Origin of the sequence: Providencia sp. PROV004, from assembly GCF_011045615.1 — a bacterium.
GTDB lineage: Bacteria > Pseudomonadota > Gammaproteobacteria > Enterobacterales > Enterobacteriaceae > Providencia > Providencia rettgeri.
Window position 1 is genome coordinate 1,232,728 of the sequence record NZ_CP042859.1, and the last position, 24,193, is coordinate 1,256,920.

At 41.3% G+C, this 24,193-nt stretch carries 19 protein-coding genes; 14 read left to right on the plus strand and 5 right to left on the minus strand.

Annotation, left to right across the window (positions count from 1 at the left end):
* The first annotated feature begins 55 nt into the window (after positions 1–55).
* A complete protein-coding gene (gene mscK / locus FVA69_RS05385) occupies positions 56–3,433 on the plus strand; it encodes a mechanosensitive channel MscK (protein ID WP_117162689.1) in 3,378 nt (1,125 codons plus the stop codon).
* 5 nt (positions 3,434–3,438) lie between these two features.
* On the opposite strand, the gene rsmS is transcribed toward mscK, so the two are convergent.
* Entirely contained in the window at positions 3,439–3,615 is a 177-nt protein-coding gene (gene rsmS / locus FVA69_RS05390; RefSeq protein ID WP_004913648.1) for a pleiotropic regulatory protein RsmS, read from the minus strand.
* An 18-nt stretch (positions 3,616–3,633) separates the two neighbouring features.
* Positions 3,634–4,182: a primosomal replication protein PriC gene (priC, locus tag FVA69_RS05395; RefSeq protein WP_109912058.1), complete on the minus strand. Its 549-nt coding sequence runs from the start codon at positions 4,180–4,182 to the stop codon at positions 3,634–3,636.
* Between the two features lie 142 nt (positions 4,183–4,324).
* Between priC and apt the strand changes: the two genes are divergently transcribed.
* From apt to FVA69_RS05440, 9 genes are all read left to right on the plus strand, one after another.
* Positions 4,325–4,876, plus strand: a complete 552-nt coding sequence (apt, locus tag FVA69_RS05400; protein ID WP_004913642.1) for an adenine phosphoribosyltransferase — start codon at positions 4,325–4,327, stop codon at positions 4,874–4,876.
* A gap of 112 nt (positions 4,877–4,988) precedes the next feature.
* On the plus strand, positions 4,989–6,932 hold the full coding sequence (gene dnaX / locus FVA69_RS05405) for a DNA polymerase III subunit gamma/tau (RefSeq protein ID WP_123382364.1): 1,944 nt from the start codon (positions 4,989–4,991) through the stop codon (positions 6,930–6,932).
* Positions 6,933–6,980: 48 nt separating this feature from the next.
* Positions 6,981–7,310: a YbaB/EbfC family nucleoid-associated protein gene (locus tag FVA69_RS05410; RefSeq protein ID WP_004260403.1), complete on the plus strand. Its 330-nt coding sequence runs from the start codon at positions 6,981–6,983 to the stop codon at positions 7,308–7,310.
* Positions 7,310–7,909, plus strand: coding sequence for a recombination mediator RecR (recR, locus tag FVA69_RS05415; protein ID WP_004913633.1), 600 nt, complete (start codon positions 7,310–7,312; stop codon positions 7,907–7,909). Before FVA69_RS05410 ends, recR begins: the two co-directional genes overlap by 1 nt.
* A 493-nt stretch (positions 7,910–8,402) precedes the next feature.
* A complete protein-coding gene (gene htpG / locus FVA69_RS05420; protein ID WP_004913627.1) occupies positions 8,403–10,271 on the plus strand; it encodes a molecular chaperone HtpG in 1,869 nt (622 codons plus the stop codon).
* 192 nt (positions 10,272–10,463) lie between these two features.
* On the plus strand, positions 10,464–11,108 hold the full coding sequence (gene adk, locus FVA69_RS05425) for an adenylate kinase (protein ID WP_004913624.1): 645 nt from the start codon (positions 10,464–10,466) through the stop codon (positions 11,106–11,108).
* A gap of 181 nt (positions 11,109–11,289) precedes the next feature.
* Entirely contained in the window at positions 11,290–12,255 is a 966-nt protein-coding gene (gene hemH / locus FVA69_RS05430) for a ferrochelatase (protein WP_123382363.1), read from the plus strand.
* 123 nt (positions 12,256–12,378) lie between these two features.
* The gene (wzz(fepE), locus tag FVA69_RS05435) at positions 12,379–13,497 is read left to right on the plus strand and encodes an LPS O-antigen length regulator Wzz(fepE) (RefSeq protein WP_164528508.1); all 1,119 of its coding nucleotides are present in this window, start codon (positions 12,379–12,381) and stop codon (positions 13,495–13,497) included.
* Positions 13,498–13,603: 106 nt separating this feature from the next.
* Positions 13,604–14,917 (plus strand): inosine/guanosine kinase, encoded by a 1,314-nt coding sequence (locus tag FVA69_RS05440; RefSeq protein ID WP_004913614.1) that lies wholly within the window; start codon positions 13,604–13,606, stop codon positions 14,915–14,917.
* Positions 14,918–15,256: 339 nt separating this feature from the next.
* On the opposite strand, the gene eutH is transcribed toward FVA69_RS05440, so the two are convergent.
* Positions 15,257–16,507 carry an ethanolamine utilization protein EutH gene (eutH, locus tag FVA69_RS05445; protein ID WP_164528509.1) on the minus strand — a complete coding sequence of 417 codons (1,251 nt, stop codon included), beginning with the start codon at positions 16,505–16,507 and terminating at the stop codon, positions 15,257–15,259.
* A 22-nt stretch (positions 16,508–16,529) separates the two neighbouring features.
* A complete protein-coding gene (locus FVA69_RS05450; RefSeq protein WP_110732206.1) occupies positions 16,530–17,969 on the minus strand; it encodes an FGGY family carbohydrate kinase in 1,440 nt (479 codons plus the stop codon).
* A 241-nt stretch (positions 17,970–18,210) separates the two neighbouring features.
* Here FVA69_RS05450 and FVA69_RS05455 point away from each other — a divergent pair, with 241 nt between their 5' ends.
* The 4 genes from FVA69_RS05455 to FVA69_RS05470 all read left to right on the plus strand — a co-directional run bounded on the left by FVA69_RS05455 (position 18,211) and on the right by FVA69_RS05470 (position 22,111).
* Complete coding sequence (locus FVA69_RS05455; RefSeq protein WP_164528510.1) at positions 18,211–19,611, plus strand: NAD(P)/FAD-dependent oxidoreductase; 1,401 nt, start codon at positions 18,211–18,213, stop codon at positions 19,609–19,611.
* A complete protein-coding gene (locus FVA69_RS05460) occupies positions 19,608–20,837 on the plus strand; it encodes an NAD(P)/FAD-dependent oxidoreductase (RefSeq protein ID WP_109912067.1) in 1,230 nt (409 codons plus the stop codon). Before FVA69_RS05455 ends, FVA69_RS05460 begins: the two co-directional genes overlap by 4 nt.
* 35 nt (positions 20,838–20,872) lie before the next feature.
* Positions 20,873–21,649: a DeoR/GlpR family DNA-binding transcription regulator gene (locus FVA69_RS05465; protein WP_004913603.1), complete on the plus strand. Its 777-nt coding sequence runs from the start codon at positions 20,873–20,875 to the stop codon at positions 21,647–21,649.
* A gap of 111 nt (positions 21,650–21,760) precedes the next feature.
* Entirely contained in the window at positions 21,761–22,111 is a 351-nt protein-coding gene (locus FVA69_RS05470) for a DUF1937 family protein (RefSeq protein ID WP_164528511.1), read from the plus strand.
* 124 nt (positions 22,112–22,235) lie between these two features.
* Here the strand turns inward: FVA69_RS05470 and ybaL are convergent, their stop codons facing one another.
* The gene (gene ybaL / locus FVA69_RS05475) at positions 22,236–23,987 is read right to left on the minus strand and encodes a YbaL family putative K(+) efflux transporter (RefSeq protein WP_004913598.1); all 1,752 of its coding nucleotides are present in this window, start codon (positions 23,985–23,987) and stop codon (positions 22,236–22,238) included.
* Positions 23,988–24,193: the final 206 nt, after the last annotated feature.

A 24,193-nucleotide genomic window follows, 5' to 3' on the forward strand; every position in this document is an offset into this window, starting at 1 on the left:
TTATCGGCACTTTGTTTAATTAAGCAACGTATTATTCGTATAAAGGAATGCCATTATGATGAAACAACAATGGAAGTGGCAGCAGTTAGTATCAATCATACTGTTCTTTTTCATCGCATCTTTTTCCAGCTCAATTACGGCACTAACGTCAAATAACTTACCTGATAAGAATGAAATTAAAAGTGCACTCAATGCATTGAATAAAAAAAACTCACTCAGTGAGGAAGATAAACTTGTTCTCGCCGATCTGGAAAAAACCTCAGATTTTTATGACGAACTGGATAAACTCGAACAACGAACGGCTGATCTGCAAAAAAAACTCAGTAGCGCGAGTGAAGAATCAAAACAAGCTGCACAAGGTTTGTTGCAAATAAAAAATGAAAATGAACAACTCACCGAAAATTTCCTACGAAAAATACAAGATAGCTCTCTTTCACAATTAAAAGCATTACAAACCTCTTACTTAGAAAATCTGCAAACAGAACAAAATGACCTCGCAACCTATAGTAGCCAATTAATTGGCTTACAAACGCAGCCTGAAAGGGCACAAGCGATGATGTTGGAAAATGTGAGACGATTGCAGGAAATTCGTAATGAGCTAAATAGTTCATTAAATGAATCTGTGAATTTAAGGCCGACTCAAATCACAATGCTGCAAGTTGAACAGTACTTATTACAGCAGCAAAATGAATATCAAAAACGTATTCTAGAGGCTAACACTCAATTACAAGATGTACTGCAAAAACAGCGTGATTATACCGCAGCATATATTGAACAATTGGAACATCATATTCAGCAAGTACAAAATGCTATTAGTCATCGCCGCCTAAATGACTCCCAATCAACGGTGCGTGAAGCATTAAGTACTTCTGAAACCGATATCAAAGCTCAACAAAATCCCCTTATTCAAAAAGAAATTGCGATTAATAATGCGCTGAGCGACCGGTTAATTACAGTGACAGAAAATAGCAATAAATTGGTTCAAAATGGTATCCGTGTAAAAACCTGGCTTGAAAGAGCGACACAGTCAGAACGAAATTTAAAAGAACAAATTAATGTATTACGCGGTAGCTTATTGCTTTCACGAATTTTGTTTCAACAACAAATTGACTTACCACCTGATATTCTAACGAAAAATTTACCCACAACGATCGCCGATTTGCGGCTTGAACAATTTGATGTTAACCAACAACGTGATGAACTTTACCAACCTAATGATTATATTACGAAGTTGGAACAGCAATTTGAGATAAAAACTGGGGATGAGCTTACCAATAGCACATTATTATCAACGGAAGATAAATCCACGTTATTGAAACTATTGGAAGTTCGTCGTGGGTTATTAGATGAACTTAACCAGCAGCTTGGCGGGCAAATTTCGCAAGCAATCAACCTACAACTGGATCAAAACCAATTATTGAGTGTAGTGGGGTCGCTTGAAAATACCTTGGCACAGCAAATATTTTGGGTGAATAGTAATAAACCGATTGATTTGGAATGGGTGAAAGCTTTTCCTGAAGCCGCAGCGACACAAATTAATAGCTTTGATTTTAGTTTATCAAACCGCAGCATTAAACGGGGCGTGAGTAATTCACTGTTAGTGGTTATTCCACTTGTTTTGGTCGCGCTACTGTTTATTTGGTTTAATCGTAAAATTAATAACCGATTGCAAGATATTGACCAACGGCTTTCAAGTTTGCGCAATGATAGCGTACTAAGTACGCCATTTGCGATTCTGCTGACATTAATGCAAACATTGCCTATTTCACTGTTTTTACTCGCATTTGGTTACTGGTTTTTGAAAACAGGGAATGTACAAGGCCCATTTTTCTGGCAGTTCAGCCAACAGTTAGCGATATTTTGGGCGTTATTTGAGCTGACGTTTCGTGTGTTGAAACCCCAAGGTATTGCACAAAAACATTTTGGTATTGAAAAAGAGAAAATATCTCAAACACGACGTAGAATGATTAGGCTATCGATTCCTCTGGTGCCACTTATTTTCTTTTCCACTTATGGCGTTAGCAACCCACTGAAAGTGTCTGAGGACGTGATTGGCCAATTAATTGTGCTAGTTTCTCTTATACTGTTGTGTATTTTTACAATCCCATTTTGTAAACAGGTTTGGCAAGAGAAAGGTAGTCACTTAACGCGCAGTATTGTCATGACATTACTGACATTTTCGCCATTAATTTTAGTGGGCTTAATGATGGCGGGGTATTACTACACCACATTGCGTTTGGCCAATCGTTGGTTAGATAGCCTCTATCTTCTACTCCTGTGGTATATCACTTACAATGCTTGCTTAAGGGGACTAACACTGGTGGCTCGTAAGTTGGCATATCAACGTGCTATAGAACGTCGTGCGATGTTGAAGCAAGAAGATGTTGAAAACGAACCCATTAAAGAGCCACTCATGACCATCGAGTTGATTAGCCAGCAATCGCTACGCCTGACAACGATGGTGTTGTTTATTATCTTTGCGTTAGCGTTTTATGCAATTTGGTCTGACTTTATCACCATTTTCTCTTTCTTAGATAGCGTGAACTTGTGGAGCTACACCGCCACATCGGCAGAAGGGGGAAATATTTTACAATTCGTAACCTTAGCGAATTTAATATTGGCTCTTGTGATCATCATTGTGTCTTGGGTGATGACGCGAAATCTCCCTGGGTTACTGGAAGTATTGGTGTTATCACGGTTAAAACTCCGTCAGGGTTCTACTTATGCTATTACGACAATATTAACTTATATTATCGTGGGGATTGGCGCGATTGCCTCGTTAGGGATGATTGGCGTGACATGGAACAAATTGCAATGGTTAGCCGCTGCTTTAACCGTCGGGTTAGGGTTTGGCTTACAGGAAATTTTTGCCAACTTTGTCTCAGGGATCATTTTACTATTCGAACGGCCGATCCGTATTGGAGACACTGTTACGATTGGCACCTACTCAGGAACGGTAAGTAAAATTCGTATCCGGGCAACCACTATTGTCGATTTTGATCGTAAAGAAGTGATCATTCCGAATAAAGCTTTTGTGACTGAGCGGTTGATCAACTGGTCGCTATCAGACACCGTCACGCGCATCACGATTGCGATCGGCGTGGCTTATGGTTCAGATCTGGATAAAGTGAAGCGGGTTTTATTATCGGCAGCAACCAGCAATAACAAGGTGATGACCGAACCCGCTCCCAATGTTTATTTCACCAGTTTTGGCGCCAGTACGTTAGACCATGAATTACGTTTTTATGTGCGGCAAATTGGTGACCGTGGCGTGACAAGTGATGAAGTGAACCGCGCGATAGACAAATTATGTCGAGAAAATGACATTGATATTGCATTCAACCAGTTAGAGGTTCATTTGCATAATAATAAAGGTGATGAAGTGCAAGAAGTGAAGCGAAGACCTAAAGATAGTGATGGTGAAACGCACTAGACCCGTTAAGTTTCTTTGGTGCAGGTAGCTTGTGCTGCTTGCACTTGTTTTGACATATAATCATTTTTCACAATTTCAAGTGCTTTGAGAACCACATCGGTGTCTATCTCAGAGGTTTCTAATAAGTAGATTAAATCAACAGCAAGTTGGATTTCTTGTGGAGCATCTTTGAGTGAACTCATACTGATTCCTTCCAATATTTAATCAAAATATTGATTTTCTTGATGTTCAATGGCTTTCTCAATACGCAAAAGTGCTTGGCGGCAACGGTACAAACGCCCTGCAAGTACAGCGAGTTCTTTTTGGCACTGGTGTTGAAGACGGTGGTCAGTTAGCTCACTTAAATGAAGCTCTTTTTCACTCACCATCGCTTGTAAGCGTCGTTCATAGTCTTGGTGTTGTGATAAACGTTCATATAAATCAATCTGTTCCTTTTTCTTAGTAAAACTGGATTCTTTCTCACGTAAAGCTTGTGTAGAAATCTCCCGAGAAATGGCTTGTATTTGGTGGACTATTTTCTCCGTTAGGAAATTGACCTGCTCGCTGTGGTTTAACGTTACGCTGTGGCACAATTGCTGATACAAGGTCTGTAATTCATTTTGGCAATCCCCTAGACGGGTGGATTTGCGGCTAAACAATTGCATGTCGAAGCGTGAATGTGAAAACTCAAGGTCTTTTATGGGGTCCACTCGAGTTTTCAATTCATCAATCTGCTTTTTTAACGCATCTAAAAGAGCGGGGATTTTCATTTTTTGTTCTCATTAAGTGTCAAAAATAGCGGAATATTGATATTCAGCAACAAAACTGATGCCAAATTGACGGCTTCTTATTGCATTTTTATGGTACTTTACATAGATTCTACACTTTCGTGTTTACTACATGGCTTTTATTATGACCGCTAAAGAGCAACAACTGCAATTGATTAAAGAAAGTATCGCATCTATCCAAGATTATCCAATCGAAGGTGTGATTTTTCGTGACATTACCACTTTATTAAATAACCCTGCTGCATACCAAGCAACAATTGATATGTTAGTCGAACATTATCAAAATAAAGGCGTCACTAAAATTGTAGGAACTGAAGCACGTGGTTTTCTATTCGGTGCTCCAGTCGCATTACGTTTAGGCGTAGGTTTTGTCCCTGTACGTAAAAAAGGGAAATTACCACGTGAAGTATTAAGTATGACTTACGACCTTGAATATGGTACGGATACACTTGAAATCCATAAAGACAGCATCAACCCTGACGATAACGTCTTAGTTGTTGATGATCTACTCGCGACAGGTGGTACAGTGGAAGCAACGGTGAAAATGATCAAACAGCTTGGTGCTAATGTTGTTGAAGCTGCGTTTATCATCAGCTTACCTGATCTTGGCGGTGTTGAGCGTCTACAAAAAGAAGGTGTTTCTTCATATAGCCTTGTTGAGTTCCCAGGCCACTAATCTTTATTTTCCCTCTATTTTTATCACAGCCTCGCTGTATAGGTTGAGGCTGTGGTAGCATGGTACTATGATTATATATATTCACGTACCATGTTAAATGACAGTGGAATCCATGAGCTATCAGGTACTTGCCCGTAAGTGGCGCCCCCAAAAATTTTCAGACGTTGTTGGTCAACAGCACGTTTTGACTGCACTCGCTAATGGGCTAACGCATCAGCGGCTTCATCATGCCTATCTTTTCTCCGGTACACGTGGCGTAGGAAAAACGACGATTGCTCGCCTGTTTGCCAAAGGCCTTAATTGCGAAACAGGGATAACTGCATCGCCTTGTGGGCAATGTGCCAACTGCCTTGAAATAGAGCAAGGGCGATTTGTCGATTTAATTGAAATTGACGCAGCCTCTCGTACTAAAGTCGAAGACACTCGTGAATTATTAGACAATGTCCAATACGCGCCAGCACGTGGGCGCTTCAAAGTTTATTTAATTGACGAAGTACACATGTTGTCTCGTCATAGTTTTAATGCGTTATTAAAAACGCTTGAAGAACCACCTGAACATGTGAAGTTTTTGTTGGCGACGACTGATCCGCAAAAACTCCCTGTGACCATTTTGTCCCGCTGCTTGCAGTTCCATCTAAAAGCGTTAGATGTCACGCAAATCAGTGAGCAACTTGAACTCATCCTGAATGCAGAAAATATTGAACATGATCAACGTGCTCGTCAGTTGATAGCAAGAGCAGCGGATGGCAGTTTGCGTGATGCATTAAGCTTAACTGACCAAGCCATTGCGATGGGGCAAGGGAAAGTCACGGCTGATATCGTTAGCCAAATGCTAGGAACTCTTGATGACGAACAGCCATTAGCTATTATTGAAGCACTAGTACGTGCCGATAGCATGGCGGTAATGGAACAGGTAGAGCAAGCTGCTAGTCGCGGTGCAGATTGGGAAAACTTGCTGGTGGAAATTCTGTCGCAATTACACCGTATCGCAATGATCCAACTGCTTCCAGCTGAGCAAGAAACAGACCCATCTTCGACAGAGGGGCGGTTACGGCAGGTTGCAAGGGTAATTTCCCCTGCAGATCTCCAATTGTTTTACCAAACGTTATTAGTCGGAAGAAAAGAACTTCCCTATGCCCCTGAGCGGCGTATGGGGGTTGAAATGGCACTATTACGTGCATTAGCTTTTCATCCTAAAAATGTGATTGCTGAAATTGAAGCTCCGCCACAGGTTATCCCGCAAGCCGCTGTTCAATCAGCACCGTCTGCGGCATTAAATATGTCGCAAAGGGTGCCTCCGACACAAGTGCGAGCGGAAAATCTGCCAGACAATAGCCCAACATTACAGTTATTGAAGGCGAGGCAGGCGTTACAATCTCCCCAAAGTGAGGATCCTAGCCCAAAAAAGGCTAAACCGGTGATGCCTGAAAGGGCTAAGCCGGCGGCATCAGCACTGGAAAGGCTGGCCGCCGTGACCAGCAAACATCAACAAAATGTGGAAAATAGAGCGGCTCAGGCAGCAAAACCACAAAAACCAAAGCAGTACCAGTGGAAACCGCAAAATGAAGAGTCGATGGCTCCAAAAGAAGCGGTAACAACGCCAAGCGGAATCAAAGAGGCGTTGGAATATGAAAAAACGCCTGAATTAGCCGTTAAAATTATTGAAGAAGGGCGAATTCGGGATAGCTGGTCAGGGAAAATCGCAAAATTAAATATTCCCAAACTGGTTGAACAATTAGCTTTGAATTCATATATAGAAGAATTAAGTGATTCGCAAATTATTTTACATTTGCGCTCAGCTCAGAAGCACCTCGATAAACCATCGGCCCACAAAGTGTTGGAAGAAGCTCTGAGTGAACAATATGGTCGTACTGTTGAACTGAAAATCGTTCATGATGATAATAGCGAGGTGAAAACCCCGTTAGAATGGCGACAGGCGATTTATGAAGAAAAACTGGCACAAGCGCGCCAGTCTATTATTGCGGATAAAACGATTCAAAAACTGCGCTCAATGTTTGATGCGCAATTAGATGAAGAGAGTATTCGCCCCGTTTAACGCTACAGTCTCATTATTAAGCTGTAGCCTCAGTTGTGAGAGATAACTATGTTTGGTAAAGGTGGATTGGGTAACCTGATGAAACAGGCCCAACAAATGCAAGATAAAATGCAAAAAGTTCAGGAAGAAATCGCTCAACTAGAAGCTACAGGCGAATCTGGTGCAGGGTTAGTTAAAGTGACGATTAATGGCTCACATAACTGCCGCCGTGTTGAGATTGACCCTAGCTTGCTCGAAGACGACAAAGAAATGTTAGAAGATTTGATTGCAGCGGCATTTAATGATGCTGCACGTCGTATCGAAGAAACTCAAAAAGAAAAAATGGCGAGTGTTTCTAGTGGTATGCAATTACCACCAGGCTTTAAGATGCCATTCTAATGCAAACAAGTCCGCTTCTTGAATCGTTGATGGAAGCTCTGCGCTGTCTCCCGGGGGTTGGCCCCAAGTCAGCGCAGCGAATGGCTTTTCATCTTTTACAGCGTGACCGAAGTGGGGGAATGCGTTTAGCGCAATCGCTCACTCGAGCCATGTCTGAAATAGGTCATTGCCGTGATTGCAGAACATTTACAGAACAAGATATCTGTAATATTTGCGATAACCCACGTCGTCAACAAAATGGTTTGATTTGTATTGTTGAAAGTCCAGCAGATATCTATGCAATAGAACAAACCGGGCAATTTTCCGGGCGTTATTTTGTCCTTATGGGGCATTTGTCCCCACTTGATGGAATCGGCCCAATGGATATCGGCCTTGATAGACTCGAAGAGCGTTTGGCGTCCGAGACTATCACTGAAGTGATTTTAGCAACCAATCCAACGGTTGAAGGAGAAGCGACGGCAAACTATATTGGGCAAATGTGTGCTCAATATGGGGTGGCGGCGAGCCGAATTGCGCACGGTGTGCCAGTGGGTGGGGAGTTAGAGTTAGTCGATAGTACGACGTTGTCTCATTCGCTCTCCGGCCGCCTTAAACTTTGATATCCTCGTCATACTTTGCACTGTAGCGTTGTTGTCTTCATGCGTTAACCCTAGTCACATACTGGTGTATGCTCCTAGGGATTAACGTATTTGACGCCTAGCTACAGCACAAATTATTTAGAGGATGATATTGATTTCGTTTTTCTAAAATCCCCCTACAGAATTCAGTTACTAATTTGAGCCGTAGGGGGCTGGGCTCGGTGACTTGGTTCTCATACTAGTATGCTCCTAGGAATTAACGTATTTGACGCCTAGCTACAGCACAAATTATTTAGAGGATATGATTGGAGATGAGTAAAATTATTCCTTTCATTAACTACCTTTAAAATGATTGCGGTTGTTATTATTTTCTTTCTAATCATTGGCTTTTGAGTTTGGTCTGCTAAATTTTTTATCCCTTTCGCTTGAATTTCTGTTTTTCGCCCCCAACTAATCTGCATCGATAAGTCAAACCTATCCAATTAGATTGATGAAATAGAGGCGATTAATGAGTATGAAAGGACAGGAAACGCGTGGTTTCCAATCAGAAGTTAAACAACTCCTCCAATTAATGATCCACTCTCTTTATTCGAATAAAGAGATTTTCTTACGTGAATTGATCTCCAACGCATCAGATGCAGCAGATAAACTGCGTTTTCGAGCATTATCTAAACCAGAATTGTATGAAAACGATGGTGAGTTGCGTGTGCGTATTAGTGCCGATAAAGACCAAGGTACATTGACCATCAGTGATAACGGTATCGGTATGAGCCGTGAAGAGGTGATTGAAAACCTTGGAACTATCGCAAAATCAGGCACGAAAGCATTTTTAGAGTCATTAGGTAGCGACCAAGTCAAAGACAGCCAAATGATTGGTCAATTTGGTGTCGGCTTCTATTCCGCATTTATAGTGGCCGATAAAGTGACGGTACGTAGTCGTGCGGCGGGTGCTCCTGCCGATGAAGGTGTGTTCTGGGAATCTGCTGGTGAAGGTGAATATACCATCGCTGATATTGAAAAAGCGGAGCGCGGCACTGAAATTACCTTGCATTTACGTGATGATGAAAAAGAATATCTCGATAACTGGCGCCTACGCTCAGTGATTAGCAAATATTCTGATCATATTGCTTTACCCGTTGAAATCGAAGAAAAAAATGAAGAAGACGGTACGGTAACTTGGGAGAAAATTAACCAAGCGAAAGCATTATGGACTCGCAGTAAATCTGAAATTTCAGACGAAGAATACGCAGAATTCTATAAACATATCTCCCATGACTATGCAGACCCGCTGACATGGACACATAACCGCGTAGAAGGTAAGCAAGAATATACTAGCTTGCTGTATGTGCCGTCTAAAGCCCCGTTTGATCTATGGAATCGTGACCAACAGCATGGTTTGAAACTCTATGTTCAACGCGTATTTATTATGGATGACGCGGAACAGTTCATGCCGAATTACCTGCGCTTTATTCGTGGGGTGCTGGATTCCAATGATTTACCGTTGAACGTTTCGCGGGAAATACTGCAAGATAGCGCATTAACTCGTAGTTTACGCAGCGCATTAACCAAACGTGTTCTGCAAATGTTGGAAAAACTGGCCAAATCTGATGCAGAAAAATACCAAACTTTCTGGCAACAATTTGGTTTAGTGATGAAAGAAGGTCCTGCAGAGGATATGGCAAATAGCGAAACTATTGCTAAACTTCTGCGTTTTGCGACGACTCATACTGATAGCAGTGTACAGAACGTCTCTCTAGAAGAGTATGTTAGCCGCATGGTTGAAGGCCAAGATAAAATTTACTATATCACTGCAGACAGCTATGCAGCGGCAAAAGGTAGCCCACACCTTGAGTTATTCCGTAAAAAAGGTATTGAAGTCTTGCTGTTATCTGACCGTATTGACGAATGGATGATGAACTATCTGTCTGAATTCGACGGTAAACAGTTCCAATCCGTAAGTAAAGCAGACGAGTCATTAGATAAGCTAGCGGATGAAAACAAAGCAGAACAAGAGGAAGCGGATAAGCAATTAGAGCCATTTGTTGAACGCGTTAAGTCATTCCTTGGTGAGCGCGTTAAAGACGTTAAACTCACGCATCGCTTAACGGATACGCCTGCCATTGTCACAACAGACGTGGATGAAATGAGTACACAAATGGCGAAACTGTTTGCAGCAGCTGGGCAAGCCGCACCAGAAGTAAAATATAACTTCGAATTGAACCCAACGCATCCATTGGTGAAAAAAGCTGCAGAAGTGTCAGATGAATCCGTGTTTGCTGATTGGGTGGATGTCTTGTTGGATCAAGCACTGTTAGCCGAACGTGGCACATTGGAAGATCCAAACCTATTTATACGTAAAATCAATGAATTACTTTTAAAGTAATTTAATTTGATATTTTCGATATTGAGCATAAACCACGCTTTTGCTTGTGCTTTAGCGTGGTTTTTTTCTTTTGCGAAAAAAGATAAATGCGAAATCGTTTACGTGTGTTCTTGAGTAAAGCAGCATGCTAATGGTATGGTAGCTTGTTTTCTTTTCAAATTATAAAAATCTAAATAGCAAGGGGTTTACGCAATGCGTATCATTCTGCTTGGCGCTCCAGGCGCTGGTAAGGGCACTCAAGCTCAATTTATTATGGAAAAGTTTGGGATCCCTCAAATTTCAACAGGTGACATGTTACGTGCCGCTGTTAAATCAGGGAGCGAACTCGGCTTACAAGCTAAGGAGCTGATGGATAACGGTAAATTAGTTACTGATGAATTAGTTATCGCATTAGTTAAAGAGCGTATCAAACAAGATGACTGCCGCAATGGCTTCTTGTTGGATGGGTTCCCTCGTACAATCCCACAAGCGGATGCGATGAAAGAAGCGGGCATCACTGTTGATAACGTACTGGAGTTTGATGTACCAGACGAAATCATTGTTGAGCGTATTATTGGCCGTCGTGTACATGCACCATCAGGCCGTGTTTATCACATCAACTTTAACCCACCAAAGGTTGAAGGCAAAGACGATGTAACAGGTGAAGAACTAACCATCCGTAAAGATGACCAAGAAGACACCGTGCGTAAGCGTCTGGTTGAATATCATGCATTAACTGCACCTTTAATTGCGTATTACCAAAATGAAGCTAAACAAGGGAACACCAAGTACTTCAAATTAGATGGTACACGTAAAGTGTCTGAAGTTAGTGAAGAACTGGCGAAAATTTTAGGTTAATATTTGTACTAACTATGCTTTGTGTTGCAGTAATTGTAACTGCAATTCGAATTATTTTAAGTATAAGGTATTATATGGAGGCAGCGATGATCGCTGCCTTTCTTTTTTATACCACTTGGTGACAAAAATCGTTAATTAACTGTGCTAAAGTTGGGAATAATTATCAATTAGGAGTTGTTTCATGTCAGAAAAAAAATACGGCATTTTGTTAGCAAACTTAGGAACCCCTGATGCCCCAACAACCTCAGCAGTGAAACGCTATTTAGCCGAATTTCTTAGTGATAAACGCGTTATTGATGTACCGCGCTTGATTTGGAAGCCGATTTTACATGGGGCGATTTTGCCTCTTCGCTCTTCTAAAGTGGCGAAGTTATATAAGTCTATTTGGTTAGAAGGTGGCTCACCATTACTGGTTTATTCTTTGCGTCAAAAACAAAAGTTAGCAGAGTTATTGCCTAATATTGCTGTAGAGATAGGCATGAGCTATGGTTCGCCTTCAATTAAAAGTGCGGTAGATAGTTTGCTAGACCAAGGTGTTACCGACGTAGTGGTTCTTCCACTGTATCCACAGTATTCCTGCACGACAACTGCAGCGGTTTATGATGCATTAACCCGAGCGTTTGAAAGTAGACGTACCATTCCAAGCGTGCAATTCATTCGTAGCTATGCGACACATCCTGCTTATATTCAAGCTTTAGTGGCCTCGATAGAAGCAAGCTTTGCCCTGCATGGTGAACCCGATAGGCTAATATTGTCGTTCCATGGCATTCCACAGCGTTATTGCGATACAGGTGATATTTACCAGCAAGAGTGCGAAAAAACGGCAGAGGCACTCCGTGAGGCGTTGAATTACCCAAGCGATAAAGTCATGCTCACCTATCAGTCACGTTTTGGACGTGAGCCTTGGTTGATGCCTTACATGGATAAAACTATGCATGAATTACCCTCCCAAGGCGTAAAATCCGTTCAGGTCATTTGTCCAGGGTTTTCAGTTGATTGCCTAGAAACATTAGAAGAAATTAGCGAACAAAATAAAGAATTTTTTATGAGTAGTGGCGGTGATAAATATAATTACATACCGGCTTTAAATGATAATCCAAATAGCATTCATATGATTAATTCAATAATTCAAGATGTACTAAAATAACTAATTCAGCAAATTAATGAAGAAAAGTTTGCTTATCGATATATCAATAGGCTCATTATGGACTATAATCACTTATCTGAAATTATAAATGATTGAATAAATGTTATGTCTTTTGGAATTAATATGAGCAATAAGCAGCCCCCACAAGGTAATATAGAGCAGAAGCCGTCTTCTGCTCATCAATTTCATATACAACAAAACGATGAGATTGATTTAATGGCCTTGTTTTCCATTTTGTTAAAACATAAATTTTTGATTCTTATATTTACGATTGTTTGTATTGCGGTGAGTGTTGGTGTTGTTAAACTATTACCTCAAAAATGGAGCAGTACTGCTATTGTTATTCCCCCCGCATCTGAAGAGCTCAAAGAAGTTAATGCATTTAAAGCGCAATTGGATGTATTAGATGTTCCTGTTGATCTAAGTGCTCAACGTGTTTTTACTGCGTTTATTGACCAATATCGTTCGAAAGTTAATCAAGAAAGTTATGTGAGAAGTACTAAGTATTATCATAACCTTGCAGAGAAAATTGACCCAAAAGATGATGTTATCGCTCAGCAAAGGCTAGTGAATTCAATCATTTCAAATGATATTAAAATTCAAGATCTGTCAAAAGAAAAAAACAGTACTTCAAATGATATTGTTTTAAGCTTCACTGCTCCGTTGCCAACTGAAGCCCAAGATTTACTAGAAGGCTATATTCGTTATAGTGCATCGAAAGTAAGGCAACAGCTAAAAGTTGAAATCGATAATATGATTTCAGAGAAACTTATTTATGCCAGTGAGTCACTAAAACGCGAAGTCAGCAAAATTCAAACTGAATACGATGTTAAGGTTGAAAGGCTTAAACGAGCTGTTGATATTGCAAAAGCCGCTGGAATTGAAAAACCGATCGCCAGCGAATCTGTTGCTATCAATGATGACCCTGATTACCCTATTGCGTTAGGGACTGAAGCTTTAGAGAAAAAATTACTGATTGAAACTCAAAATCGTGATTTAGCATTGATGAGCGAAAACCTACAAAACCGTAAGATTTATATTGATGATTTACAAGAGTTAACCAGTAAAGAGTTAGATTTTACGCCAGTTAAATTTATTTTAACGCCAGACTTACCATTGCATAAAGATTCGCCTAAATCAGCGTTAATTGTTGCGTTGAGCGCCATATTAGGTTTAATTTTGAGCTGTGCATTTGTGTTAAGTCGGGAGCTTTATCGCGATTATAAATATCAAAATCAGTAAAATTACCGCCAAATGACAAACAATGAAGCCAGTGCCTTCTTTGCAGGTGCTGGCTTTATTTTATCGTGTTAGAATAGGGCGATGTTCCATTGTTAATCTTCTAATTATGAAATTCCCCGGTCAGCGCAAATCGAAACACTATTTTCCTGTTAGTCTCAGAGATCCTTTATTACAGCCTTTAAAAGAAACCTTGGCAGATGATGAGAATTGTAAGTCCTATATCGTTGGTATCGACCAAACATTAGTCGATATTGAAGCGAAAGTGGATGACGACTTTATTCAGCGCTACCAGTTGAGTAAGGGGCATTCACTGGTTATTGAAGATGATGCCGCCGAAGCTTTGTATAAAGAGCTCACAGATAATGCATTGATTACTCATGAATTTGCAGGTGGAACGATTGGCAATACCTTGCACAATTATTCGGTATTAGCGGATGACAGGTCTGTTTTATTGGGCACAATGTGTAATAACATCCAAATTGGTAGCTATGCATATCGCTACCTGTGCCATACCTCAAGCCGCATGGATTTAAATTTTCTACAAGGTGTGGATGGGCCTATTGGGCGCTGTTTTACCTTGATCACTGAAAATGGCGAGCGAACTTTTGCTATCAGCCCTGGCCATATGAATCGCTTGCACCCAAATAGTATTCCAGAGGATATTATTGCGGGGGCTTCTGCATTGGTTTTAACCGCTTATTTAGTCCGTTGTAAACCCGGAGAAACCATGCCTGATGCGACTATGCAGGCTATTGCGTATGCGAAAAAGCACAATGTTCCCGTTGTGTTGACGCTTGGAACAAAATTTGTCATCGCTCAAGACCCTCAATTCTGGCGTGATTTCTTAGCGGAACATATTTCAGTCGTTGCAATGAATGAGGACGAAGCGCAGGAACTGACAGGGCTGAGCGACCCATTACTCGCCTCTAATATGGCATTAGACTGGGTCGATTTAGTTTTATGTACAGCGGGCCCATCAGGCCTATATATGGCCGGCTACACCGAAGACGCTTATAAACGTACGACGCAGCACCCACTATTACCGGGTGCGATTGCAGAATTTAACTTATATGAATTTAGCCGAGCAATGCGCCAACAAGATTGCCAAGTTCCATTACGTATTTTCTCTCATATTGAGCCTTATATGGGCGGGCCTGAAAAAATAATGAACACGAATGGGGCGGGAGATGGGGCGTTATCGGCATTACTTCACGATATTACTGCCAATTCTTACCATCGTTCAAATGTACCGAATTCCAGTAAACATGAACGCCAATACTTAACATATTCCTCTTTAGCTCAAGTATGCAAATATGCTAACCGTGTGAGTTATCAAGTATTAACTCAGCATTCACCTCGTTTGAGTCGTGGCTTACCTGAAAAAGAAGATAGTTTAGAAGAGTCTTATTGGGAACGTTAAAGCGAAATAATTCTCATTTGAATTAATGATGTCAATTTTAAGGCACTTCAATATAATTGTTATTGAGGTGCTTTTTTTCGAACAATTATTCTGATGAATTGTTGTCACTAAATTTTATTAATTGAGGTGATTTTTTTACCTTCAAATTATATATCTATAAATAATGTAATGCTTAATGATGACTAATATAGATATCCATATGGTGAGTGTAATATTAATAATGGATGAGAGTTTGAGTTAATTTCAGACTAATAAATAAAAGCTGTATGCTACTTTAGGAGTATTCATATTTGGCATACAGCTAATTATTTTTAAATATATAAGTATGGTTAATGCTAATTAATGTTGTTTAGCAACAGTGAGCTCACTTTCTTCTTTAACTATTTCAGCTGCTTTTGCATCTTCAGTTTCATAACGCATCGCCTGTGGTACTGAGATTTTAATTGCAATAAATACCGCTAAGAAGCCGCCTACTAGCTTGCCCAGTAAAATAGGTAAAACGAGAGTAGGTTGGAAGTTGGCCGTGAAGGCAAGATGATCACCGATGGTCGCTTGTGCGCAAACACCAAATGCCACACATAATACCTTATCCCTCGCTCGCATTTCTTTGAATAAGTGATAAGTAGCGATAATGTTTGCCATAACCATAATAAAACCTAAAGAACCTGTATCACTCAGTTTTAAACGGTTACTTAATGCACGGACTAAAGGCTTGCAGTAGCGTTGGAACAGATAACAAATGGGGAATGTGCCCGCTAACATGATACCGATATAACCCGCAATTTCGATGGCACGGAATAGTTCATTTTGGTCAGCAAACAGTGGGTCAAAGCCCCATGCGCCGAAAACTTTGGTGAATACACCAGTAAAGTGTTCAACAATGGAAAATGCTAAGACTAATTTGACGAATGCATCCATAATTTTACCAAAAATCAGGAAGCCCGTTACCATTAACATCGGGCGATATTTTAGCCCTGCGGCTAATAAAAAACAGAATACAAACAACGGCATCAGGTATTGCAACATGGTAAAGAAATCTAAGGTTAATTGATGTGCCGCTGGTGAGTTCGTAGAAATAATGTCCCTTACAGGAATATTATTGAAGGTAATTAACAGCAGCGAAGCCAATACACCAAATGGTATGGAGATCAACCCTGCCATCGCACCAAGTGCAAGGTATTTATGATCTTTACGATTTAACATTGTTAACCCTACAGGGATCAGGTAAACAATAGTGGCTCCAGAGGTATAACCGATCAACATTGCGGTGATCCACATATCTCGATTAGTCGTTAGTGCATCGGCAAGTTGGTAGCCGCCCATATCAACGGCAATAATCGATAAGGCTGCAATAGAAACGTCTGAGCCGACAGAGGAAAAGACGGGGCCAAGAATGTAAGAGATTAATTGCGAGAGTAGCGGAACAGCAGCCATGATCCCGGCTTGAGCGAGAAATACGGGACCAATAGAAAAGATCCCATTAACAAACTCTTTTCCAAGCTCGCTGGCGGGTCTAACAATGGATGCGACAGCACCAATAATGGCACCACACATAATTAAATAAATAATGTAATTTCCGAATTCAGCCATGGTAGGGTTTCCTTTTATTATTTTAGTGTCTTAATTGGCGAGAACGGGCAATGATGTCGCGATATTGTTCCATCACACCTTGCATATTCGTTCCATCAGGATGTGTCACGGTTGCATTGCGTCTTACCGCCATTTCATGAGTGATCCCGAGACCTTTGCGAGCTAACAAGGCGGCGCCTAGTGCAGTTACTTCACGGTTTGCTGGTGCTTCAATGTTTTTTTGTAATAAATTGGCTAAAAATTGCTTAAAATATTGATTTGAAGAGAGCCCTCCATCGACTGAGATTGACTGGCCTAGTGGTGAAATTTTTTCCATTGCAAAAATAACTTCAGCGGAACGTGCGGCTATGCCTTCCAAAACCGATTGCATCATGTCTTTTTTGTCGGTATCTAATGAAAGACCCGCCCAAAGGCCTGCAGCACTGCGATCCCAATATGGACATCCTAAACCGGATAATGCAGGGACAAAGGCTAGGCCGCGTTTAATAGCGGATTCAGCTCTGAAATCCCCGAGTTCATCGAATGAGTCAAATAAACCGATTTTGCGAGCCCAATTGATGGCAGATGCTGCGTTGTAGACGCCGCCATCTAAACCAAATACAGGAGGTTGATTGGGAAACTTCCAACAGAGTGTGGGCAATAAACCGCTGTCATGAGTTTGTGGAATATCAGTGCCAGTTAGTGCTTGCAAGAACGCGCCGGTACCGAAGGTGATTTTGGCATCACCTTTTTCACGGCAGCCATGGCCGAATGTGCCAGCAAATTGGTCAACGATAATGGCGGTGACTGGGGTGAGGTGCCCATCGAGGTTGATAGCGCCAAAGTCACCAATGTTATCTTTAATAGGCGGCAAGCAATGGATGGGAACACCAAAAATGTCACATAGTTCTTGATCCCACTCTAGCGTATGAATATTGAGTAATGAAGTTCGAGATGCCGAGTTATAGTCGGTGACGAATACGCCACATAACCGGTCGAGAAAAAAAGCATCCATCGTACCGATGCGTAATTTATTTTTATCCGCTAATGTTTTCGCACCGACAACATTGTTAATAATCCAGCCCATTTTGCTGGCGGAAAAATAAGGGTCGAGAGGTAAGCCTGATTTAGACTGTACCAGCGGCTCTAACCCTGCTTCCTTGAGCATTGAGATGGTTTTTTCTGTCCGTAAGTCTTGCCAAACAATTGCGTTGTATAAAGGGCGCTTGCTATCCGCATCCCATGCGACAATGCTTTCACCTTGGTGACAAAGCCCAATAGCATCAACGACTTCGCAGCTATGTAAGCATTTAATGATGTTTGCCAGTATTTCCTCTGGGTCATGTTCAACCCAACCACTATTCAGCGTGATTTGTTTATGAGGAATACTCATAGGGGAGTGGTAATGGCCGCCTTCTTCAAAGACAACGACCCGGGTTCCCGTTGTTCCCTGATCGATAGCCGCATAACGTTGATTGAGCATCACAGTATTCCCAGTGTTATAAATGTTGTAAATAGGTCTGTTTTTTTGCTTACTATCGTTTAATCGGAAATAAAATCCACAAAAAACTCACAGTAAGTTTCACTAATGTGACAAAAATCACAATAAAGTAACAATGTGAGTAAGTTTTTGGTTGTTGCTGTGCTTTGTGTTGTTTTAATTATTGTGATTGTGGGAATTATGTGGTTTTATGTGTGCAAGTTTTAAGTTAAGGATCTCAGCCATGGATATTAATAATAAAAAAATTTGGGATGTCATTGTCATCGGCGGTGGTGTCATTGGCTGTGCTGTGACACGTAAATTCACACTGATGGGTGCCAACACGTTGTTACTTGAACGTGGAGGTGACATCCTTTCGGGAGCAAGTAAGGCAAATAGTGCGCTATTACACACAGGTTTTGACGCCACACCAGGGAGTCTAGAACTTGAGTGCATGCAAGAAGGGTATCGTGAATTCATTGCAATCAGAGAAAAAATGAATTTACCTCTTCTTGAAACGGGGGCATTAGTGGTTGCATGGAATGATGAGCAACTCAGTAAATTACCGGCGATAGTAGAACAAGCACATACTAACAACGTATTAGATGTGGCAATTATTGATAAAGAAGAGCTATATCGCAGAGAACCCCATTTAGCACCCGGGGCACTTGCAGCTGTTTCTGTGCCAGGTGAAGCGGTTATTGACCCATGGAGTACGCCACTTTCGTATTTAACCCAAGCAGTGAAGCATGGGGCTGAGTACCGCTTTCATTGTGAGGTTAATGGTGGAACACTCCATGATGGACTATGGCATTTAACCACATCAAAAGGTGAGTTTTCTGCCCGTTTAGTCATTAACTGTGCAGGAATTAATGGGGATATTGTCGAATCAATTTGCCACCCATCACCGTTCCAAATAAAGCCACGTAAAGGGCAATTTCTTGTTTATGACAAAGCGGCAGCAGCGGATATCAATGCGATTATCCTACCAGTGCCGACTGCTATCACAAAAGGTGTATTGCTATCGAAAACCATCTTCGGCAACCTCTTGCTTGGCCCTACAGCGGAAGAACAGGATGACCGCTGGAAAGCAGAGGTAAAACAAGAAGTGCTTGAGGACTTAATTGCCCAAGGTTCTCGCATGTTACCTTCATTGCACAATTACAGTGTGACCGCAACCTATGCGGGGTTACGCCCTGCTACAGAAGAAAAATATTACCGCATTAATGACTATCCAGAAAAACAGTGGATATGTGCAGGGGGAATTCGTTCCACAGGTTTAACTTCGGCCTTAGGGGTGGCAAGCTATCTTGGTAAATTGTACCAAGAGAATTTCACACCGCTTTTTGAGCTATCACCACCAGAAGTACTGATTTGGCCAACTATGCCAATGATTTCTGAATATCATCAACGGGATTACCAATGTAAAAGTAATGGCGGTATTGTTTGCCATTGTGAATTAGTGACCCAGCGGGAGATTGAAGCCGCATTTGATTCGGATATTCCTCCTGAGTGTTTAGGGGCTTTACGCCGCAGAACGCGAGTGATGATGGGGCGTTGTAATGGGTTTTATTGTAGTAGTCAGGTGGCTGAAATTATTAATGGTCGCTTCGACCACACATTGGCAGTGGAGGCCGTAAAATGAGTGTAAATTATGATGTTATTATCATTGGCTCGGGCCCTACAGGTGTCGCTGCGGCACAGGCACTACGTCGTCGTGGTATACAAAATATCGCCATCATTGAGCGTGAAGCCCATGCTGGTGGCGTTCCACGTCACTGCCAGCACCCAACTTTTGGCATTTTAGCTTTTAAACGGCCGATGAAAGGCAACCAATTTGCTGAAAAAATTGTTAATCAATTGGGAGATACCCCGATTTTTACCCGTAGCACGGTGACTGCGTTACAACCTAATGGGAAATTAACCGTTTCAACACCAGAAGGTCTTGTTGAAATGCAAGCTAAACGGGTTTTGATAGCGACAGGGGTAAGAGAAACACCTCGCCATCCGCGCTTAGTTTCAGGCTTGCGGCCACAAGGAATTTTAACCGCAGGGGCATTACAGCAATTTGTTTATTTAAATGGCAAGAAGCCTTGCCGTAATCCCGTGATTGTAGGCAGTGAATTAGTGAGTTTTTCTGCGCTATGGACACTAAAAAACGCAGGCGTTAAAGCCCAAGCGATGATTGAAAGTGGTGAGCGGATTTTAGCTTTTAAACCCGCGACTTTATTTGCTAAAGCGATGGGAACCCCCGTTTATTTAAATAGTAAAATTACTGAAATTGGTGGCTTAGATCGTGTGGAATATGTGGTTGTTGAAACGAAAGGTAAAAGCCACAAAATCATGTGTGATTCGGTCATTTTTACGGGGCAATTTGTGGGTGAAAATACGCTAATCCGTAAAAGCCATTTGAGCTTTGATGCGGCGACAGGAAAACCGGTAACAGACCAATATGGGCGTTGCTCTGATACTCGCTACTATGCCGCTGGCAATATGTTGCATCCAGCCGATATGGGTGACCAATGTTACCAAGAAGGTCTTATAACTGGCGGATATATTGCAGACGATTTATTAGCAAATCATCACCAACAACATGTCAAAGTTACCCAGCGTATTCCTGTACAAGTTAATGAGAAAATTTGTTTTAGTGTTCCAGCGTGTATTGATATGGATAATTTATCAGTGCGACAAATTGATTTTAATATCAAAGTTGAACAGCCAGTGAACGGAACTATTCGTGTTATGGCAGGGGATACCCTGTTATATGAAAAACGCCATCGCTGTTTACCAACACGACGTATTTTACTGAAAAATATTGATTTAACAAAAATACAGCAGGAAGCTACTGAAATTAGTATCACTGTTGTATAGTGCTGGAAAGTTAAATGGTTAAGAAGGATTAAACTATGTGTGAGGGACGTTCCTCAAAAGTACGTCATCAAACCATCATTGAGCTGCTTTCTACTCAAGGGCAGGTTTACGTACAGGAGCTTGCTAAACATTTTAATGTCGCGCAAGAAACCATCCGTCGTGACCTTAGTAAGCTTGAAACACAGAAGTTACTGAAAAAAGTCCATGGTGGGGCTGTCAATATTCAATCAAAATTTGAGCGTAATTTTACGGAAAGAGCACAAGCCGCAGTTGATGAGAAAAAAGCGATTGCGGCGAAAGCGGCTGAGCTGATTAAACCTGGAGACACATTGTTTATTGATTTTGGCACAACCACCTTTGAATTTAGCCAAAGAATCAAATTGATTGATAACTTAACCGTTATTACAAATTCGCCGTTATTGGCAAATACGTTACAAGAAAACTCAACTATCGAAACGATTTTGATTGGAGGGCAATTTAACGCAGCGCAAAATGCGTGCTTAGGGGCTATTGCACTAAAAAATATTGCTGAGTTTTTTGCTGATTATGCAGTCATTGGGGCAGGGGCGATACACGCATTGCATGGCGTGATGGATCAGCACGTCGACGAAGCGGCAATCGCACAAAAGATGATGGAAAACAGCGATAAATTAATGGTGTTAGCGGATGGCACGAAAGCGAATAAACATGCGATTAATTTTGTGACAAGTTGGGACAATATTGATTATTTAGTGACAACCAGCAAAGAATTTAAATTACCTGAAAGTAAAAAACATCCTAAAACGAAAATTATTGTTGCGGACGTTGAATAAGTTTTAATTCTATAAATTAAACACTCCCTGTGGAAAATAATTAATTATTTTTCATGGGGTTGCTTTAACTAAAAAATGTTCATCGAAAATTAACAACACCTAGGAAAGATTATGAGCCTTTATTTTATTGCTTGCCCTTATTCAGACCCCGATAGCAATGTTGTAGAAATGCGCTTTGCTAAATGCACTAAATTTGCAGCAGAACTGGCGCTTAAAGGTATCGCTACCTATAGCCAAATCACAATGACCCATCCAATTAACCAATACTTAGCCTCACAAGGACAAAAAGTCGCATGGTCTTCTATTGATATGGAATTTCTAAAGCGGTGTGATGGTTTAATTGTGCTGACATTACCTGGCTGGGAAAAAAGCGGTGGTGTTGCAGCTGAAATTCAGTTTTTTGAAGACCAAGGGCTGCCAGTTTGGACTGGGGATGAGTTTATCGCTCACTATTTAGAGTGAACGATGAGGGAAAGTAAAAACCGAAGATAAACTATCTAGAGTGGATAGAAATAATAAGCGTATAAATTTCAATGTAATAAAAAAGGAAGCAATGGCTTCCTTTTTTTATTAATGGAAATAGAGGTTAATGAGCGGGTTTTAGATAATCATCTAAACTTTTGCCTTCACCTTTTTTATCATTGTCACCATCAATCATATCATCGATAGAACAACCGAACTCTTCCACATCATTGCACATGAGTGTCGCCATGGATTTTGCAATTTCATGTTCACCTATAATGATATGGTCTGCTCCTCGTTCTTTAATAAAGCTGACTTCATCATCATAATGTGCACGAACAATCACAGTGACATCTGGGTTCATTTCTTTCGCGGTTGCGACAATTTCACCGGCTTCATAACCATTAGGGATAGTTAAGAGCAATGTTTTGGCGCATTCAATACGGGCAAGGCTAATAATTTCTCTATTGGCACCATTACCTAAGATTGCGCTAAAGCCATTTTCAGCAAGTTCTTCAAACCGAGAGCGGGTATCTTCAACAACGACAACCGGAATTTCCCTTCTACGCAGTTTGTCTGCAAGCATGCCACCTACTCGGCCGTAACCAACGATGATGGCGTGGCCGCAGATATCGACAGGAACTTGGGTTTCCTCTTCCAGAGTCTCTTCCAGCAGTTGCTCTTCGATAGTTTCGGTTTTCTCAAGGTACTTATCTAATAAGCTAAATAACACAGGGTTCAGCATAATAGAGACAATTGCACCCGCTAACACCAAGTTTTGCGCGTCTTTATCCATGACACCTAGGGTTAACCCCATTCCGGCTAAGATAAAGGCAAATTCACCAATTTGCGCAAGACTAACTGAAATAGTTAATGCGGTTCGTCGTGAATGGCCAAACATCCTAACAAGTACCAAGGCAGCTGCGGATTTACCAATAATGATAATGGCGAGAACGGCTAAAATTCCCAGAGGCTGCTCAATTAATACGACTGGGTCGAACAGCATCCCAACTGATACAAAGAACAGTACGGCAAAGGCATCACGTAGTGGCAGAGTGTCTTGTGCGGCGCGATGGCTGAGTTCAGACTCATTTAATACCATTCCTGCGAAGAACGCACCAAGGGCAAATGAAGCATCAAAAATAGCCACAGCAGCATAGGCAATGCCTAATGCGAGTGCGAGAACAGCAAGAGTGAATAGCTCACGAGAACCTGTTGATGCGGTACGCGATAAAATCCATGGGATTACTTTACGGCCCACGACAATCATAATAAATATGAATAGAACAACTTTACCAATTGTCCATGCAAGGCCTAATGCGAGCTCACTGAAGCTGGCATCATCCGTGTTCATGATAGCTGCCGCCGCAGGCAGTAGAACGAGTGTTAAGACCATCGCTAAGTCTTCAACAATCAGCCAGCCTATAGCAATTTGCCCACGCTGACTTTCAATCAATTGACGTTCTTCTAATGCACGAAGTAATACGACGGTACTGGCAGTTGATAAACATAGGCCAAATACAACGCCTGTAAATATTCCCCAGCCAAATAACATCGATAGGCCAAGGCCCAGTAAGGTTGCTACTGCGATTTGAGCAATAGCTCCGGGAATGGCGATGGCTTTAACAGCAAGTAAATCTTTTAATGAGAAATGTAGGCCTACCCCAAACATCAGTAAGATAACACCGATTTCAGCAAGTTCAGGTGCCAGTGCTGCATCAGCAACAAACCCAGGGGTAAATGGGCCTGCTAGGACACCGGCTGCAAGATAGCCAACTAAAGGGGAAATTTTTAATCGCTGTGCGATCATACCTAACAAATATGCAAGGGCGAGACCACCAACAATGGTTGTGATTAAGGGCGTTGAATGCTCCATTTAGTCTCCTCTGGTTAGTATAAAAATAGAAAGGTGGGTACATGCCGTTGACTTTTAAAATGAGGCCTTCATTTTAAAATGCAAATTGCATGTTTTTATATTCTAACTTTTTTTGAGATAAATTTCCTTAAAAAAATGAAATGTTTTTAAAAAAAATGCAGGTTAAAGGAGCTAAATCGTTACAAGCTTTGTGTTTGTGAGATTTT